At 63.1% G+C, this 17,420-nt stretch carries 12 protein-coding genes; 8 read left to right on the forward strand and 4 right to left on the reverse strand.

What is annotated here, in order from left to right; translation table 11 throughout:
• Positions 1 to 135: 135 nt before the first annotated feature.
• From rdgC to I6L38_RS12750, 4 genes are all read left to right on the forward strand, one after another.
• Positions 136 to 1,047, forward strand: coding sequence for a recombination-associated protein RdgC (rdgC, locus tag I6L38_RS12735; protein ID WP_005303149.1), 912 nt, complete (start codon positions 136 to 138; stop codon positions 1,045 to 1,047).
• A 178-nt stretch (positions 1,048 to 1,225) separates the two neighbouring features.
• On the forward strand, positions 1,226 to 3,004 hold the full coding sequence (gene ggt / locus I6L38_RS12740) for a gamma-glutamyltransferase (RefSeq protein WP_216988574.1): 1,779 nt from the start codon (positions 1,226 to 1,228) through the stop codon (positions 3,002 to 3,004).
• A 386-nt stretch (positions 3,005 to 3,390) separates the two neighbouring features.
• Complete coding sequence (ybaL, locus tag I6L38_RS12745) at positions 3,391 to 5,034, forward strand: YbaL family putative K(+) efflux transporter (protein ID WP_216988575.1); 1,644 nt, start codon at positions 3,391 to 3,393, stop codon at positions 5,032 to 5,034.
• A 401-nt stretch (positions 5,035 to 5,435) separates the two neighbouring features.
• Positions 5,436 to 6,617, forward strand: a complete 1,182-nt coding sequence (locus I6L38_RS12750; RefSeq protein ID WP_026139135.1) for a M28 family metallopeptidase — start codon at positions 5,436 to 5,438, stop codon at positions 6,615 to 6,617.
• A 76-nt stretch (positions 6,618 to 6,693) separates the two neighbouring features.
• Here the strand turns inward: I6L38_RS12750 and I6L38_RS12755 are convergent, their stop codons facing one another.
• The gene (locus tag I6L38_RS12755) at positions 6,694 to 6,906 is read right to left on the reverse strand and encodes a hypothetical protein (RefSeq protein ID WP_216988576.1); all 213 of its coding nucleotides are present in this window, start codon (positions 6,904 to 6,906) and stop codon (positions 6,694 to 6,696) included.
• Positions 6,907 to 7,210: 304 nt separating this feature from the next.
• Between I6L38_RS12755 and pykF the strand changes: the two genes are divergently transcribed.
• From pykF to I6L38_RS12775, 4 genes are all read left to right on the forward strand, one after another.
• The gene (gene pykF / locus I6L38_RS12760) at positions 7,211 to 8,623 is read left to right on the forward strand and encodes a pyruvate kinase PykF (protein ID WP_019839755.1); all 1,413 of its coding nucleotides are present in this window, start codon (positions 7,211 to 7,213) and stop codon (positions 8,621 to 8,623) included.
• Between the two features lie 150 nt (positions 8,624 to 8,773).
• On the forward strand, positions 8,774 to 12,097 hold the full coding sequence (mscK, locus tag I6L38_RS12765; protein WP_201971622.1) for a mechanosensitive channel MscK: 3,324 nt from the start codon (positions 8,774 to 8,776) through the stop codon (positions 12,095 to 12,097).
• Between the two features lie 210 nt (positions 12,098 to 12,307).
• On the forward strand, positions 12,308 to 13,141 hold the full coding sequence (locus I6L38_RS12770) for a hypothetical protein (protein WP_216988577.1): 834 nt from the start codon (positions 12,308 to 12,310) through the stop codon (positions 13,139 to 13,141).
• A gap of 65 nt (positions 13,142 to 13,206) precedes the next feature.
• Positions 13,207 to 14,217, forward strand: coding sequence for a beta-propeller fold lactonase family protein (locus I6L38_RS12775; protein ID WP_216988578.1), 1,011 nt, complete (start codon positions 13,207 to 13,209; stop codon positions 14,215 to 14,217).
• A 56-nt stretch (positions 14,218 to 14,273) separates the two neighbouring features.
• Here the strand turns inward: I6L38_RS12775 and I6L38_RS12780 are convergent, their stop codons facing one another.
• The 3 genes from I6L38_RS12780 to I6L38_RS12790 are packed head-to-tail and all read right to left on the reverse strand — an operon-like array spanning position 14,274 to position 17,357.
• Complete coding sequence (locus I6L38_RS12780) at positions 14,274 to 15,014, reverse strand: dienelactone hydrolase family protein (protein WP_216989590.1); 741 nt, start codon at positions 15,012 to 15,014, stop codon at positions 14,274 to 14,276.
• Between the two features lie 45 nt (positions 15,015 to 15,059).
• Positions 15,060 to 16,586, reverse strand: coding sequence for a methyl-accepting chemotaxis protein (locus I6L38_RS12785; protein ID WP_054544375.1), 1,527 nt, complete (start codon positions 16,584 to 16,586; stop codon positions 15,060 to 15,062).
• A gap of 39 nt (positions 16,587 to 16,625) precedes the next feature.
• The gene (locus I6L38_RS12790) at positions 16,626 to 17,357 is read right to left on the reverse strand and encodes an ABC transporter substrate-binding protein (RefSeq protein ID WP_005303172.1); all 732 of its coding nucleotides are present in this window, start codon (positions 17,355 to 17,357) and stop codon (positions 16,626 to 16,628) included.
• Between the last annotated feature and the right edge of the window lie 63 nt (positions 17,358 to 17,420).

Raw genomic sequence — 17,420 nt, forward strand, 5'->3', positions numbered from 1 at the left:
TTTGATGACAGCTTTGGGGACGGATATGACTCCCTGTGAAGTCGATCGCCCTTTATTTAGCAAGAATGATTGGCTGATCACAAAGCGCCTCTCTAGTACAATGCCCGCCGGACAATCTATGAGACCGAGGACGCCATGTGGTTTAAAAACCTGCAGATTTATCGCTTTACCCGCCCCTTCGAGCTGACCGTCGAGCAGCTGGAAACCCAGCTGGAAGCCTGTGCCTTCACCCCGTGCGGCAGCCAGGACATCTCCCGGTTCGGGTGGGTCAAGCCCCTTGGCAAATTCGGCTCCACCCTGACCCACTCCGCCGCCGGCCACATCCTGCTGTGCGCTCGCAAGGAAGAGAAGATGCTGCCCGGCACCGTGGTCAAGGAGATGCTGGCGGAGAAGGTAGAGGCGATCGAGTTCGAACAGGGCCGCGCCCTCAAGAAGAAAGAGAAGGAAGCGCTCAAGGAAGAGATCATGCACACCCTGCTGCCGCGCGCCTTCAGCCGCACCAGCCAGACCTTCGCCTGGATCAACCCGGCCGACAACCTGATGGTGGTCGACGCGGGCTCCGCCAAGAAGGCGGACGATCTGCTGGCTCTGCTGCGCAAGTCCATCGGCACCCTGCCGGTGGTGCCGGTGGCCCTCAAGAACCCGCCCGAGATCACCATGACCGAGTGGCTGAACGAGGGCAACCTGCCCGCCTCCTTCACCCTGGAGGACGAGGCCGAGCTGCGCAGCGCCATGGAGCACGGTGGCATCATCCGCTGCAAGCAGCAGGATCTGATGAGCGACGAGATCAAGAACCACCTGGCCAACGACAAGCTGGTGACCAAACTGGCCCTCAACTGGGGCGAGACCCTGAGCTTCGTGCTAGGGGATGACCTCTCCATCAAGCGCCTCAAATTCAGCGAAGAGCTGCGCGAGCAGAACGACGACGTCACCAGCGAAGATCCGGCCGCCCGTCTGGATGCCGACTTCGCCCTGGTCACCGCCGAGCTGGCCCAGTTCATCCCGGCCCTGTTCGCCGCCCTGGGCGGTGAAGAGCAGTCCATCTAAGCGAAATGGCTCAGCCTGATTGCAAAAAACCGCCTCCGGGCGGTTTTTTTATGGGCGGGCGCCGGTACGACTTGTTGATAGATGAGTAACTTGTTGATCTGATTCGACAACTTGAGTCATTAGCGCCAATCGTGACATAGTCGCCCTTCATGCTCATAAAACAGACAAGGAGAGTGTCATGTTGCGCAAACCGCTGGGGCTGGCCATCGCCCTCGCTCTGCTGGCCGGCTGCGCCGCTCAGCAGAGCCCGCAAACGCCCCCCGCCCACACCCTGATCGCGCCGGAGGCCGCCAGCGGCTGGCAAGAGAAGCAGGGCTGGCAGGGTCACGACTTCATGGTGGCTGCCGCCAACCCGCTGGCGGTGGAGGCGGGCTACCAGATGATCCAGGCCGGCGGCAGTGCGGTGGATGCCGCCATCGCGGTGCAGCTGGTACTGACCCTGGTGGAGCCGCAATCCTCCGGCATCGGCGGTGGCTCCCTCATGCTGGTGTGGGACGGCAAACAGGTAGCCGCCGTGGATGGTCGCGAGACGGCCCCCACCGCCGCCACCGATCAGCTGTTCATGAAGGATGGCAAGCCGATGGCCTTCTACGACGGCGTGGTGGGCGGGCGCTCGGTGGGCGCCCCCGGCACGGTGCGGGCACTGGCGCTGGCCCACCAGCGTTACGGCAAGCTGCCCTGGGCCAGCTTGTTCGAGCCCGCCATCACCCTCGCGGAGCAGGGATTCGTGATAAGCCCGCGGCTGGCCGCGCTGCTGACCAAGGATCCCTATCTTGCAAAAGACCCGGATGCGCGGGCCTACTTCTATCAGGCCGACGGCAGCCCCAGAGCGGCGGGCAGCCGGCTGACCAACCCGGCCCTGGCCAAGGTGCTGCGTACCCTGGCAAGCGAGGGGCCGGACGCCTTCTATCGCGGCCCGCTGGCCGAGGCCATGGTGGCCAAGGTGCACGCCCACCCGACCAACCCCGGGGTGCTGAGCGCCGTCGATCTGGCCAGCTACCGCGCCAAGCTGCGCGACGGCCTCTGCTTTGACTATCGCCAGAGCCGGGTGTGCGGCTTTCCGTCCCCCTCGTCCGGCACCATAGCGCTCGGCCAGATCTTCGGCATGCTGGAGAGCCGCGACATGGCGGCCCTCAAGCCGGTACAAGGGGAGCAGGGCCAGCCGGCCGCCTCCGCCGAGGCGATCCACCTTTACAGCGAGGCGGCGCGGCTCGCCTTTGCCGATCGCAACCAGTACGTGGCGGACAGCGACTATGTGGCGGTCCCCGTCAGCGGCCTGCTCGACAAGCACTATCTGGCCCGGCGCGGCGCCCTGATCGGCGAGCGCTCCATGGGGCTGGCCAACGCGGGCACCCCGCCGCTGGCGCCGGCTCGCGGCCAGGATGCGACCCCTGAGCTCCCCTCCACCAGCCACATCTCCATCGTCGACAAGGCGGGGATGGCGGTCTCCATGACCAGCTCCATTGAAGACGGCTTCGGCTCACGGCTGATGGTCAACGGCTACCTGCTCAACAACCAGCTCACCGACTTCTCCTTCACCTCGCTGGACGCCGCCGGGCTGCCGGTGGCCAACCGGGTGGAGCCGGGCAAGCGACCGCGCTCCTCCATGTCCCCCCTGCTGGTGTTCGACAAGAGCAGCGGCGAACTGGAGATGAGCCTGGGCTCCCCGGGGGGCTCCGCCATCATCAACTACGTGGGCAAGACGCTGCTGGGCACCCAGGATTGGGGGCTCAACCTGCAACAGGCGATAAATCTGCCCAACTTCGGCAGTCGCAACGGCCCCACCGAACTGGAGGCGGGCCGCACCCCGGCCGCCGTGGTCGAGGCGCTCAAGGCGAAGGGGCACGAGGTGGTGCTGAGCGAGCAGACCTCGGGCCTGCAGGGGGTGCAGCGCAACGCCGGCGGCTGGCTGGGCGCTGCCGATCCGCGCCGGGAGGGGATCGCCAAGGGTCAGTGAGCCCGGAGGTATGCACCCAACCCTCAATGCAACGAAGCGGCCGGTCGGCCGCTTTTTTTGTGAGGCCAGGATCCGCTCGCCTTGGCCACAAAAATCATCACCGATTGATTAATGCTGCCAAGCCAGGTCAATAAAAATAGAGCCCCTCACCTTAAAAGCATCACTTATCCACTTTTAATCTCAAAATTAGCTTTAAATGTGGATAAAGATTGTTTTTACGCCAAAAACGTATTATTTTTCAACAGAAACGGCAACTGTTGTCCCTCAGACACTCCCCGTGCACGGGACCAGCATCTGTCTCTTTCGCCCCCTGCTCATTGACAGCTGCCCTCTTCACCCGCGCGGTGATCTGGTAGCCCCCTGACTGCCATTAGCGAGGTGACGACATGGACCACTCCCTTCCCCTGATTACCACCCTGGTCGGCGGCTTCGTGCTGGCCTACATCCTCGGCATGCTGGCCCAGCGCCTCAAGATCTCCCCCATGGTGGGCTATCTGGCGGCCGGCGTCATCTCGGGCCCCTTCACCCCGGGGTACGTGGCCGACATGAAGCTGGTGCCCGAGCTGGCGGAGCTGGGTGTGATCCTGCTGATGTTCGGGGTGGGGCTGCACTTCTCCTTTCGCGACCTGATGTCGGTAAAGCGGATCGCCATCCCGGGCGCCATCGCCCAGATCGCCGTCGCCACCCTGCTCGGCATGGGGCTCGCCTCGCTGCTGGGGTGGGATCCGGTCGCCGGCCTGATGTTCGGCCTCGCCCTCTCCACCGCCAGTACCGTGGTGCTGCTGCGGGCACTGGAGAGCCGCCAGAATCTGGAGACCCTGCAGGGGCGCATCGCCATCGGCTGGCTCATCGTCGAGGATCTGGTGATGGTGCTGGCGCTGGTGATGCTGCCCATCATCGCCGACATCCGGTTCGGCGAGCAGGCCATGAGCTGGCAGAGCATAGCGCTGGATCTGGGCTGGACCCTCGGCAAGGTGAGCCTGTTCGTGGCGCTGATGATGGTGGTGGGCAGCCGCTTCATCCCCTGGCTGCTGACCCACACCGCCAGCACCGGCTCGCGCGAGCTGTTCACCCTGGCGGTGCTGACCTGCTCCCTTGGCATCGCCTTCGGCGCGGTCAAGCTGTTCGGCGTCTCCTTCGCCCTTGGCGCCTTCTTCACCGGCATCGTCATGAACCGCTCCGAGCTGAGCCACCGCGCCGCCAACAACACCCTGCCGCTGCAGGACGCCTTCGCCGTGCTGTTCTTCGTCTCGGTGGGCATGCTGTTCAACCCGGCAGTGCTGCTGACCGAGCCGCTGGCGGTGCTGGCCACCCTGTTCATCATCATGTTCGGCAAGTCGGCGGCGGCCTACGCCATCGTGCGGCTGTTTCGCTACAGCAAGCGCACCGCCCTCACCATCTCCGCAAGCCTGGCCCAGATCGGCGAGTTCTCCTTCATCCTCATCGGGCTGGCCATAGTGCTAAAGCTGGTGCCGGAAGGAGCCCGTGACCTGATCCTGGTGGGAGCCAGCCTCTCCATCATGCTCAACCCGCTGGTGTTCAACGCTGTCGAGCGCTACCTGGAGAAACACCCGGACGCCGACAACGCCAAGGTGCTGGCCGAGTGCACATGCCCGGCGGTGGAGATGAAGGCCCACACCATACTGGTGGGCTATGGCCGGGTCGGCCGCCTGCTGGTAAACGGCCTGCAGCAGGCCGGGCGCGAGCTGGTGGTGATCGAGCAGGATCCGCACCGGCTGGAGAGCCTGCGCCAGGCCGACATTCCCCACGTCAACGGCAACGTGGCCGATGACGAGGTGCTGTGCCGCGCCGCCATCACCGACGCCAGCTGGCTGCTGGTGGCCATCCCCAACAGCTTTGAGGCCGGCGAGGCCATCGCCCAGGCCAGGCTCATCAACCCGACCATCCGGGTGATCGCCCGTGCCCACAGCGACGACGAGGTGAGCTTCCTCACCAGGCAGGGGGCAGACAAGGTGATCATGGGGGAGCGGGAGATAGCCCTCGGCATGCTGGCCCAAGCGACCACCTGAACCGACATTAAGATGATGAAGAAGAGGGGCTCTGCCCCTCTTTTTGATGGCTGCCGTTATGCCCGTCACTGACGCCGATGCACCCGGCCACGGCTTGCGCCACCGGCGGCGAGCAGCGATATGGCACAATTTGACTCCCTTTGTCAGCCCCCCAGGTCAGGGCCGAGTGCCGCCACGGCCACGAGCCCCCTGCGCACCGCCCCCTCGCCAGCACAAAGCTCCGCCAGCCACCCTCGCCGGCCCGCAGTAGACAGCAGATCCTGCAGCGACCCCTACCGGATTGGGGGAGCGCCGCGCCAGATGGGCAAATTCGCTGATCAGTCTCCTTGGCTAGACTGGGCCAGTCGTCTTATGACACCCATTTGGCACATGTGCCCACAACCAATCTGGAAGGATCCGCCATGAAACCCTTGTTGACTGCCCTCCTGCTCCCCCTGCTGCCCCTCGCCGTACAGGCCGCCGAGCCCGTCTGGATCACGGTCGGTGCCGACAGCGGCGTCGAACTCAAGCAGGTAAAAGCCAAGCTGGCCCCCCTGTTCAGCGCCAGCGGCGCCCCCGTCCAGCTGGCCCAGGTCGAGGCGAGCGAGCTTGGCACCCTCTCCCACCTGATGCACGAAGGGCACCAGCGCTGCGGCGGCTACGTGGTGCACAGCACCCTGGCCGACGCCCTGCAGAGCATGGCCCAGCCCATCAGTCAGAACCTGTTCAGCGCCCCGCCGCTGACCCAGGGAGCCAGCGTCAACCGGCTGCTGCCCTACCTGGATCAGGGCAACATAGTCGGCACCATCAGCCAGCTCGCCAGCTGGCGCAACCGCTACTACACCACCACCACGGGGGTGCAGTCGGCTGACTGGGTGGCCGGCCAGTGGCAGACCCTGAGCGCGACCCTGCCCTGGGCCAGCGTCAGCCGGGTCAAGCACAGCGGCTATCCGCAGCAGTCCGTGGTGCTGACCCTCAAGGGCAGCCGCTACCCGGACGAAGTGGTGGTGCTCGGCGGTCATCTCGACTCCACCGCGGGCTCGGCCCCCAACAGCCGCACCCTGGCCCCCGGCGCCGACGACGATGCCTCCGGCATCGCCACCCTGACCGAGGTGCTGCGGGTCATCGCAGAGCAGGGCCGCCAGCCGGAGCGCACCCTGCAGTTCATCGGCTATGCGGCGGAAGAGGTGGGGCTGCGCGGCTCCAAGGACATCGCCACCCGCTACAAGGCGGCCAACACCAAGGTGCTGGCGGCGCTGCAGCTGGACATGACCAACTACCAGGGCTCGGCGGAAGATATCGTCTTCATGACCGACTACACCGACCAGGGGCTGACCGGCTATCTGGCCCAGCTGCTCGACGCCTATCTGCCCCAGATCCGCTACGGCTATGACAGCTGCGGTTACGGCTGCTCGGATCACGCCTCCTGGCACAATCAGGGCTACCCGGCCGCCATGCCGTTCGAGTCGCGCTTCAACGACTACAACCCCAACATCCATACCGCCCGGGACACCTTGCAGAACTCGGATCCCTCGGCTGCCCACGCCCTCAAGTTCGCCCAGCTGGCCACCAGCTTCGCCATCGAGATGGGCAAGATAAACTGAGCCGCCAAGGAGTAATGAAGCACCTAAAACAAGAGAGGGAGGCCAGGCCTCCCTCTCTTGTTTTCAAACCTTCCGCTCAGGGCTGCCGATGCGCCCCGGCAAGCGGGGGATTGGTGCGCGGCAAGCCTGGCTGCGCGTGGGCCGTGGCGGCCTGCGCATGCAGCCTTTCAAGGCGCTCGAACGCGCGCAGCGCGCCATCGCGGGGAGCGGGATCGGCCGGCCAGCAGCTGGCGGGCAGCGCCTGCACACCCAGCAGGGCGACGGACAACAGCAGCAGATAAGGGACCATCTTGCAGCACTCCGGTGGCAGCAGAGTGTCTATTCTTGTCGGGGGCCGATGACGGTTTGATGAAGGGACGGGATCGTCATTTTACAACATTTGACGAGGCGGGCCGGCTCCGAGATACATATGGCGACATTTATGCCAAATCTGCGCTGACCAGTTAATTTATGCCCTAAAAAGTAGCCGGGAGGAAAACGTTATCCCTGAAAAGAAAACGTTATCTGGTCAAAACGTTGTTTCTGGATCATAAAAAGTATCCAAAAACTGGTGTATATTGCACGGCGGAAACTCCTTAACCATGAAGACTGACATGAAAAAGACCAAAATCGTCTGCACCATCGGTCCCAAGACCGAATCCAAAGAAATGCTGGCCAAGATGCTGGACGCCGGCATGAACGTCATGCGCCTGAACTTCTCCCACGGCGACTACGCCGAGCACGGTGGTCGCATCAGCAACCTGCGCGCTGTCATGGCCGAAACCGGCAAGCACGCAGCCATCCTGCTGGACACCAAGGGTCCGGAAATCCGTACCATCAAGCTGGAAGGCGGCAACGACGTGGCCCTGGTCGCTGGCCAGACCTTCACCTTCACCACCGACCAGACCGTGGTTGGCAACAAAGACAAAGTCGCTGTGACCTATGCCGGTTTCGCCAACGACCTGCGCGTCGGCAACCGCATCCTGGTTGACGATGGCCTGATCGGTCTGGACGTCATCGAGATCACCGAGCGCGAAGTTGTCTGTAAAGTACTGAACAACGGCGATCTGGGCGAGAACAAAGGCATCAACCTGCCGGGCGTCTCCATCAAGCTGCCGGCCCTGGCCGAGAAAGACAAGCGCGACCTGATCTTCGGTTGCGAGCAAGGCGTTGATTTCGTTGCCGCCTCCTTCATTCGCAAGAAAGAAGACGTGCTGGAAATCCGTGAGCACCTGAAAGCCCACGGTGGCGAGAACATCCAGATCATCTCCAAGATCGAAAACCAGGAAGGCCTGGACAACTTCGACGAGATCCTGGCTGTCTCCGACGGCATCATGGTTGCTCGTGGCGACATGGGTGTCGAAATCCCGGTTGAAGAAGTTATCTTCGCCCAGAAGATGATCATCGAGAAGTGCAACAAAGCCCGCAAAGTGGTCATCACCGCCACCCAGATGCTGGACTCCATGATCAAGAACCCGCGTCCGACCCGCGCCGAAGCCGGCGACGTGGCCAACGCCATCCTGGACGGTACTGACGCAGTCATGCTGTCCGGTGAGTCCGCCAAGGGCAAGTACCCGCTGGAAGCCGTGACCATCATGGCCACCATCTGCGAGCGTACCGATGCCGTGATGCCGTCCAACCTGTCTGCTGCCAACGACAGCAACAAGCTGCGCATCACCGAGGCCGTATGTAAAGGCGCGGTAGAGACCTCCGAGAAGCTGGACGCCCCGCTGATCGTGGTTGCCACCGAAGGCGGCAAGTCTGCCAAGGCCATCCGCAAGTACTTCCCGAAAGCCTGGATCCTGGCCATCACCACCAACAAGAAGACCGCTGCCCAGCTGGTGCTGACCAAGGGTGTGGTTGCTCACGTGGTTGACAGCATCGCCTCCACCGACGATTTCTATCGCATCGGTAAAGAAGCGGCCCTGGCCAGCGGCATGGGTCTGAAGGGTGATGTGGTTGTCATGGTCTCCGGTGCCCTGGTACCGAGCGGCACCACCAACACCGCTTCTGTTCACGTTCTTTAATCGGAACTGAACAAGCTGAAAACGGCGCCCGCGGGCGCCGTTTTTTTTATCTCGCCCCCCTGCTGCCCCTTTCTGCCCGGTGTTAGAATCCACGCGGATTTAATCCAAGTGGGACATCTCCCGAATATCGCGTAATAACCCGGAAGTTTTATGCTCTCAATACCGTTCAAAAGAGCCTCGGCCACCCTGTTGCCGCTGCTCTGCTTACTCGTCAGTCTCTGGGCCCCGCAAGCCATGGCGCAGGACGTGCCCCAACGTACCAGCGTACAACGGGCTCTCGACGCCCTCGGCAAGTCGGACACCCTCACCGTCAGCCAGCAGGCCGACCAGAAATTCCTGACCGACACCCTCACCCTGCTCGACAGCATCGAGAAAGAGAAGAGCAAGGCCAGAAGCCAGAACGAACGGGTTCGCTCCCTGCCGGCCGAGCTGCGCGACATCAGCGCCAGACTGGATGCCCTGACCCAGGGCAAGAGCGCCGAGCAGATCAAGAGCGAATACGCCAGCATGAGTCTGAGCGAACTGGAGAGTCGCCAGCCCGACGTCATGGCCAACATGCAGGATGCCCAGGAGGCCCTCGGCACCATCGGCAGCCAGCTCACCAACCTGCAGACCCTGCCGGAACGGGCTCAGGCCAGCATGAGCCGCGCCTATCAGCGCAGCCAGGAGATCCGTACCCGCCTCAACGCCGGTGACGGGGTGAGCAGCGCCGAGAAGATGAAGCTCAATGCCGAGCTGGCCCTGCTGGATCTGCAGCTGGCCAACCTGCAGAAGGAGCTGGACAACCGCACCAGCATGCAGGATCTGGCGGTCAAACAGCGCGACTACCAGACCGCCCGCCTCGCGAGCGAAGAGCAGAAGCTGCAACTGCTGCAGGAGCAGAGCAGTGCCAAGCGCCTGGGCGACACCGAAAAAACTGCAGAGCAGACCGGTGAGCTGGTGGCCGCCGCCGACAGCCCGCTAGTGCAAAAGGAGCAGGAGCTCAACCACCAGCTCAGCCAGCAGCTGGTCAGCGCCACCGCCAGCCTCAACTCGCTGGTGCAGAAGAACCTGCAGGCCAAGAGCTGGCTGGAGCGCGGCACCCAGACCGAACGCAACCTCAACGAACAGGTGCAGATGCTCAAGGGCAACCTGCTGCTGTCGCGCATCCTCTATCAGCTCTACCAGCAGCTGGAGTCCTCCCCCTCCACCCTGGTGAAGAACCTGGAGGAGCAGATCGCCGACCTGCACCTGGCCCAGTTTGAACTGAGCCAGCAGCGCGACCAGCTGTTCCAGAAGACCCAGTATCTGGACAACCTGATCGCAAGCAGCAGCGAGCCGGTGAGCGAGGAGGACAGAGCCAGCCTCTCCAAGCTGCTCGACACCCGCATCAGCCTGCTCGACCAGCTCAACCGCCAGCTGGATGCCCAGCTGACCAACGCCATCAGCCTGCAGCTGACCCAGCAGCAGCTGGCACGGATCTACTCCTCCATCGAGTTCACCCTGCAGCAGCACATCTTCTGGGTGAGCAGCAACAAACCCATCGACGGCAAGTGGTTCATCAGCTGGCCGGCCCAGGCCTACAAGCAGGCCTCCGACTGGGTGCTGAAACCGGACTGGAGCGGCTGGGGTGAAACCTTGCTGCCCATCACCCTGCTGGCCCTGCCGCTGCTGCTGATAGGTGGCTTGCTGATCTGGAAGCGCCCGACGCTGATCGAGCGGCAGAAGAAGATCACCAAGGATCTGGGGCGCTTTCGCCAGGACAGCCAGTGGCACACCCCGGCAGCCCTCTGCTATACCGTGCTGCAACGCCTGCCGGGCAGCCTGTTCATCCTGGCTGCCGGCCTGCTGCTGACTGACTGCGGTCTGCTCAGTTCCAAGCTGATTTTCCAGATCACCCTCAACCTGGCGCTCGGTTATCTGGTGTTCAGCGTCTATCTGGCGGTGATGCGGCCGGGCGGCATCGCCGAGAGCCACTTCCGCATTCCGAAAGCCGATCTGCAGGCCAAGCGCACCAGCATGCGCTACCTCTGGGTGCCCTTGCTGCCGCTCATCATGCTGTCGACCAAGGCGGTGGTGGAACCCTCCTCCCTTGGCAACGACGTGGTGGGTCAGGCGCTGACCCTGGCCCTGCTGGGGCTGGCCGCCTACCTGGTGTTCCCCATCTCCCGCGCCCGCATCAAGGGCGAGGCGAGCATGCAGCAGTCCATCACCGCCATCGCCCTGGCGCTGGCACCGGTGGCGCTGATCGTGCTGGTGGGACTGGGCTACTACTACACCGCCCTCAAGCTGACCGGCCGGCTGATCGAGTCCTTCTACCTGCTCATCCTCTGGAGCCTGGTCTACCGTACCGCCCTGCGCGGCCTTGAGCTGGCGGCCCGTCGCCTGGCCTATCGCCGTGCGGTGGCCAAACGCGAACACAAGGCCCAGGAGGATGCGGAAGGGGGAGACACCATCGAAGAGCAGCCCATGGATCTGGAAGATGTCAGCCAGCAGTCGCTGCGTCTGACCCGTACCGTGCTGCTGCTGATCTTCGGCGTCGCCTTCTACTGGCTCTGGTCCGATCTGGTGGCGGTCTTCTCCTACCTCGACAGCATGGTGCTGTGGCACCGCACTGAAGGGACAGGGGCCAATGCCGTGATGTTCCCGATCAGCCTGAGCGATGTACTGATAGGCTTCCTGCTGCTGGGCGGCGCCTGGTCGCTGGCCCGCAACCTGCCGGGTCTGCTGGAGGTGCTGGTACTCTCCAAGCTGAACCTGGCCCAGGGTACGGCCTACGCCATCACCACCATGCTCAACTACGTGCTGATCGGGGTCGGCTCGCTGACCGCCCTCTCCATGATGGGGGTACAGTGGGACAAGCTGCAGTGGGTCGCCGGTGGTCTGTCGGTCGGTATCGGTTTTGGCATGAAGGAGATCCTCTCCAACTTCGTCTCCGGCATCATCATACTGTTCGAGCGTCCGGTGCGGATCGGTGACACCGTCACCATCGGCTCCTTCTCCGGCACCGTCTCGCGGATCCGCATTCGCGCCACCACCCTGACCGACTTCGACCGCAAGGAGGTGATCATCCCCAACCAGCAGCTGATGACCGAGCGGCTCATCAACTGGTCGTTGAGCGATACGGTCACCCGGGTCATCGTACGGGTAGGTGTGGCCTACGGTTCGGATCTGGAGCTGACCCGCACCCTGCTCAAGCAGGCGGCGGACGAGAACAGCCGCGTGCTCAAGGATCCGGCGCCCATCGTCTACTTCCTCACCTTCGGTGCCAGCACCCTGGATCACGAATTGCGCTTCTTCGTGAGCGAGCTTGGCGATCGCAACCCGGCGGTGGACGAGCTGAACCGCAAGATAGACCAGCTGTTCCGCGAAAACGGCATCGAGATCGCGTTCAACCAGATGGATGTCTATATCAAGAACATGAAAGACGAAGAGCAGAAGGTGGAGTCCGACTCCGCCCAGCCTCCCGCCCTGCCGGGCCCCCAGCCCGGTTAAGGCAGCCCCTCATCTCGCTCGAAGGCCCCGCAAGGGGCCTTTTTTGTGTCGGTGGCCCACCGCTTGCGCTGGTTTTGTGACGGGCCGGCCAGAATGGGGCACGGTTTGTCGCTAGCCTGAAACGCTTGTCTCCCCGGATGAGGGGCCTGCCAATCCCGGTCGGCCGCGATACACTGAGGAGCCGATCCCCCACATTTACCAAGGTGCGCCATGAGTTCCCAACCCTCTCTGCTCTCTTTTCTCGGCTCTCCCCTGCTCGGGGTGGCCGCCACCTATGTCGACCCCGCCAGCAAGGAGACCGGCGTCTACATCTGCGGGGCCGAGATCCAGCCAGACGACGAGCTGCTGCTGACTTTCCCCAAGGGGCACCAGCTGGCGGTGGGAGAGAAGATCACCCTGCATCTGGACAACCGCACCGGGGTCGACGAGTACGACGCCTCCTTGAGCGTCTATCGCGTCTCCTACAAAGGGGTGATCGCCCGCACCGCCCCAGACAGGGTGCAGGTCACTCCGCTGCAGTTCGAGCTCTGGTACGGCAACCGGGTGGTCTACGGCTTCGCCCAGCCGGGCTATCAACATCCGGCCGATGAACGCCCCGCTAACGAGCTGCCCGTCACCCCGCTCACCGACCTGCCGGTGCCTGACTTGCGTGAGGTTGAGAACAAGATCGGGGTGCTGGTGACCCGGGCCCAGTCCCAGCCCCACACCACTGTACTGGCGTTTCTCTCCTCCGATGAGGACGACATCTTCTTCATCACCTTCCCCGAGACCTTCAAGTCGCAGTTGCTCAAGCGGGACGGCCGCTGCCACTTCGCCATCGACTCGCGGGCGGTGTTCACCTACACCCGCGCCATCGAGTGGAACTACACCATCATCGCCGCCGATGCTTACCAGATCCCGCAGGATCACCCGCTGTTCGAACCTATCCGCGCCGCCTTCGTGCAGAAGAACCCGTGGGAAGTGGGCTTTTTCAGCCACCCGCAGGTGGAGCTCTACCATCTCAAGGCCCGTCAGGTGGTCTGCCCGGGCCGGGCAAAAGAGTAGCGCCAGCCGGACGCGAAAGAGGATAAGATGGCCTGCGGTTGCCCATGACAAGGAGTGAGAAACAGATGCAGCAGGTCGTTTATGTGGCGAGCCCCGCCAGCCAGCAGATCCACGTATTTGCCCTGGCCGATACCGGGGAGCTCACGCCATTGCAGGTGGTCGACACCCCGGGCCAGGTCCAGCCGCTGGTGATCAGCCCGAACGGGCGCTGGCTCCATGCCGCCGTGCGCCCCGATTTCGCCCTGATCAGCTATCGCATCGAGGCCGATGGCCGGCTGGAAACGCAGGGATCGGCACCGCTGGCGGGCAGCGCCTCCCACACCGCCATCTCGGCCGACGGCCGCTTCCTGCTGGCGGCCTCCTATGCCTTCAATCAGGTTACCGTCTCCGCCATCGCCGTCGACGGCCGGGCAGCGCCCCCCCACCAGCAGCTCGACGGCTTGCAGGCCGCCCATTCGGTCACCCTGCTGCGTACAAATAAACAGGGCGAGCAGGAAGTGCTGGTCGCCTGCCTCAAGGAGGATTGCATCCGCCGCTTTCTGCTCTGCAAGGAGGGGCGGCTGCGCCCCCATCCGCTGGGGGATCTGGCGACCGCCAGCGGTGCCGGGCCGCGCCATCTTGCGCGGCACCCGAGCAATGGCGACCTCTATTGCCTCAACGAGCTCGACTGCACCATCAACCGCTACCGGCCCACCGCCGATGGCGGGATCCGGCTCTGCCAGAGCCTCTCCATGCTGCCAGCCGGTTATCAGGGGGAGCGCTGGGGGGCGGATCTGCACGTGACACCCGACGGGCGTTTTCTCTACAGCAGCGAGCGGGCAAGCAGCCTGCTGACCCAGTTCGCCATCGCGCCGGATGGCGAGCTCGGCGTGGTCGGCCACTTCCCGACCGAGACCATGCCCCGCGGTTTTGCCATCGACCAGAGCGGCCACTGGCTGCTGGCGGCCGGGCAGGCTTCCCACCAGCTGGCGGTGCATCGCATCGACCCGGTCAGCGGTGCCCTGACCCTGCTGGCACGCTATCACGTGGGGGACGGGGCCATGTGGGTGATCGTACTGGCACGCCATCAGTCATGATCAACAGACAGCAAAAAGCCATGGCAATGCCATGGCTTGCAAACCAGCGCACAGGGTTACTTTGCGGAGATCTCTGCCAGAAAACCAACCAGGCGTTGCCAGGCAAGGGCATCGGCTTCGGCGTGGTACCTGTCTGATCCAAACACACTGAATGCGTGAGGGGCGCCACTGTAACTGATCGCTTCATGGCTGATGCCGGCCCTCTCCAGCTCGCCGATCAAGGCGGCAAACTGCCCCAGGCTGACCGCCTCGTCAGCACTGCCATGCTGTATCAGCACACGTCCCCTGACCTGTTGGTAGTTCTGACCTGGCGGCGTCTCCAGCCCGCCATGCACGCTCACTGTACCGTGCAGATCCGCCCCGCTGCGGGCCAGCTCCAGCACGGCGGCCCCTCCGAAACAGTAACCGAGCGCAACAACCTTTTTCGGTTTGCCTCCCAACCTCGTGGCCTCGGCCAGCGCCCCGGCGAGCAGGGCCCGCATGCTCGCCCTGTCCTGGTATAGTGCCCCTGTCAGCCGCTTTTTATCCTCCACCGTAGTGGGTCTCACACCAACGCCGAACAGATCGGCGGCAAACACCCGGTAACCCAAGGCCGCCAGCATGTCGGCACGCTTCATTTCATACCCGGTCAACCCATCCCAGTCATGGACCAGCAGCACCAGGGTTGACTGCTGACTGGCCCCCGCCAGATGATAACCTTCGAACGTCCGCCCTTCGACCTGATACCTGACGGACCCGGCCTGCAATCCGCCTGCCCACAGAGCCCAGAACAGGACAAGCATCCTGGTTATTCCCATCATCCACTCCTCTGCCTTGACGGCCAGATCGCTGACGCCCGGCGTTCACACCCTGAACTGTTTGAGCAGACTGTCCAACTGAGCCGACAGCTGGCGCAAATCACTGCTGGCATCGGCTACCTGCCCCACCCTCGCCGCACTGTCGTTGTTGAGCCCGGCGATGCGATTGACGCTGTTGCTGACCTCTTCCGCCACCGAGTGCTGCTCTTCCGAGGCCTGGGCGATATACATGTTCATTTCACGGATAAGGCCGACCTGGGTCTTTATCTTCTCAACCGAGAGCTGCACGTCGGCGGCTTGCGCCCCCGCCTGGGAGGCCTTGTCCTGACTTTGCTGCATACCAGAAACCAGATTGTGGGTTGCCTGCTGCAAGCGCGCGATACTGGCACTGATCTCCTCGGTCGACTGGCGTGTACGGCCGGACAGCGTTCTCACCTCATCGGCCACCACGGCAAACCCGCGCCCCTGATCCCCGGCTCTGGCCGCCTCAATGGCGGCATTGAGGGCCAGCAGGTTGGTCTGTTCGGCAATACCGTTGATCACTTCGATGATGTTGCCGATGCTGCTGCTCTCGCTCGACAAGGAGCGGATCAGGTTGGCGACCCGCTCCACCTCGCCGACCAGCTGATGAATGGCTTCATTGGCCTGACCGGCCAGCTTGTAACCCTGCTCCACATAGAGGCTGGCTTCATCGGTCGCACCGGATGTCTTGACCGCATTGCCCGCCACTTCCTGTACCGCATGACTCATCTGGGTGATGGCGGTCGCGACCTGATCCAGCTCTGACTGCTGTTCGGCGCTGCCGTGCCGGGTATCGGTCGCCAGCGAATCGCACAGCTCCGCCGTCTGCAAGACGCCTGCCGACAGGGTGTTTATCTCCGACACCGTCCCCTGCAGCTTGGCAATGAATTGATTGATGTTGCCAGCCAGCGCCCCCATCTCGTCATGCCGGCGGATCTTGAGGCGCTGGGTCAGATCCCCATCTCCCTGGGCCAGATCGAAGACTGCGGAGTTCATCTGCCGCAAGGGGCGCAGCACATTGCGGTGGATCAAGACCATCAGCAACAGGATGATGCCGACGTCCAGCACCACTATCTGCCAGACGGTGGTAATGAGCAGATGGCGCAACTGGATCAAAATGGCCCGATCACTGCTGACCACCAGCAGATTGGCCACCGTCTTGAGCTGGCCGTTGTCGTCGTAGACCAGCTCATGACTGGCGTGGCTGCCCAGATCGGCGGGCAGCTTTGCCACCGCCTGAATTTCGCCGGCATCATCACGGACAAATCCCGCTACCAGCTTGTCCTTGTTGACCACCAGCAGGCTGCTAAGCGCATCCGTGGCCAACTCGGATTTGAGGGATGCCTCGACAAAAGCCGATTCGTAATTCCACAGCGGACCAGGCAAGGAGAGCTGCAACCGGCTGATGGCCTGCTCGACCATCTCGGCCTGTCTGCGGTAGCTCTCCTCCCTGGCGGCGTTGTAGTTATATCCACCAAACAACACCAGCAGCAGACTCACCGACAGGGAGGTCAGCACGGCAATCCTGAACGTCAGACTATTCCAACCCATGGTTCCCTCCCGATATCGGCAACGACGTCTTGTTACAACTTAATGGTACTTGGCATTGATCTTGTCGATGGTGCCATCCGCCTTCATGGCGGCCAGGATCTCGTTGAGCTTGTTGATGAGCTCATCCGGGGCTTCCTTGTTGAAAGCCAGGCTCATCTGGGTTTCCTTGAACACAAACACCGGCTTGGGACTGGACGTCTTCTCCTGGGCGGCCAGATAGGGGGCCAGGTACTCCCCGGTCGCCCAGAGATCGATGCGACCAGCCTCCAGTTTCTTCACGTTGGCGGTATCGTTAGCCGCCAGCTGCAGCTTGCCAAACCCTTGCGCCTTGAGATATTCGGCAGCGGCATCACCGTTGTAGCCCCCAACCGAATACTGCTTGGCATCTTCCAAGGAGTTGACCGTGATGGTGGAAGATGGATTGGCAAAGAAAACCCAGTTGTTGTTGACCAGCGGCCCGACCCACTTGAAGAGGGTTTCCCGCTCCGGCGTGCGCGTGGTGGAGTACAGGGCGGTATTGGGCGTGCTGAGGGTATCTTCGTAGGCACGCTTCCAGGGCATCATGCTCAGCTTGTATTCGACCCCGGCCCGCTTGAACAGCTCCTCCACCACCTCCGTGGAGAGGCCGACTATCTTGCCCCCCTCCCCCTGCATGTTGAACGGCGGATAATCCTCGGTCATCACGTTCAAGGGTGCCGCCTGTACAGCACCCAGCGCCAGCACCGAAGAGGCCGAGAACAGGGCGCTTTTCCACAACAGTTGATATTTCATTGCAACCTCACTTTGCTCACAGCTCGTCCCTCAATGTCCGCACCAGTCGATGTGCGGACCCTT

This window comes from Aeromonas sp. FDAARGOS 1408 (assembly GCF_019048665.1).
In the GTDB taxonomy this organism is placed as follows: Bacteria; Pseudomonadota; Gammaproteobacteria; order Enterobacterales; family Aeromonadaceae; genus Aeromonas; species Aeromonas dhakensis.

Coding starts and splice junctions, on each gene's coding strand:
- mscK (WP_201971622.1), top strand. CDS start 8,774: ATGCTCTCAATACCGTTCAAAAGAGCCTCGGCCACCCTGTTGCCGCTG.
- ybaL (WP_216988575.1), top strand. CDS start 3,391: ATGGACCACTCCCTTCCCCTGATTACCACCCTGGTCGGCGGCTTCGTG.
- I6L38_RS12750 (WP_026139135.1), top strand. CDS start 5,436: ATGAAACCCTTGTTGACTGCCCTCCTGCTCCCCCTGCTGCCCCTCGCC.
- I6L38_RS12785 (WP_054544375.1), bottom strand. CDS start 16,586: ATGGGTTGGAATAGTCTGACGTTCAGGATTGCCGTGCTGACCTCCCTG.
- I6L38_RS12770 (WP_216988577.1), top strand. CDS start 12,308: ATGAGTTCCCAACCCTCTCTGCTCTCTTTTCTCGGCTCTCCCCTGCTC.
- I6L38_RS12790 (WP_005303172.1), bottom strand. CDS start 17,357: ATGAAATATCAACTGTTGTGGAAAAGCGCCCTGTTCTCGGCCTCTTCG.
- ggt (WP_216988574.1), top strand. CDS start 1,226: ATGTTGCGCAAACCGCTGGGGCTGGCCATCGCCCTCGCTCTGCTGGCC.
- I6L38_RS12775 (WP_216988578.1), top strand. CDS start 13,207: ATGCAGCAGGTCGTTTATGTGGCGAGCCCCGCCAGCCAGCAGATCCAC.
- I6L38_RS12755 (WP_216988576.1), bottom strand. CDS start 6,906: ATGGTCCCTTATCTGCTGCTGTTGTCCGTCGCCCTGCTGGGTGTGCAG.
- I6L38_RS12780 (WP_216989590.1), bottom strand. CDS start 15,014: ATGGGAATAACCAGGATGCTTGTCCTGTTCTGGGCTCTGTGGGCAGGC.
- pykF (WP_019839755.1), top strand. CDS start 7,211: ATGAAAAAGACCAAAATCGTCTGCACCATCGGTCCCAAGACCGAATCC.
- rdgC (WP_005303149.1), top strand. CDS start 136: ATGTGGTTTAAAAACCTGCAGATTTATCGCTTTACCCGCCCCTTCGAG.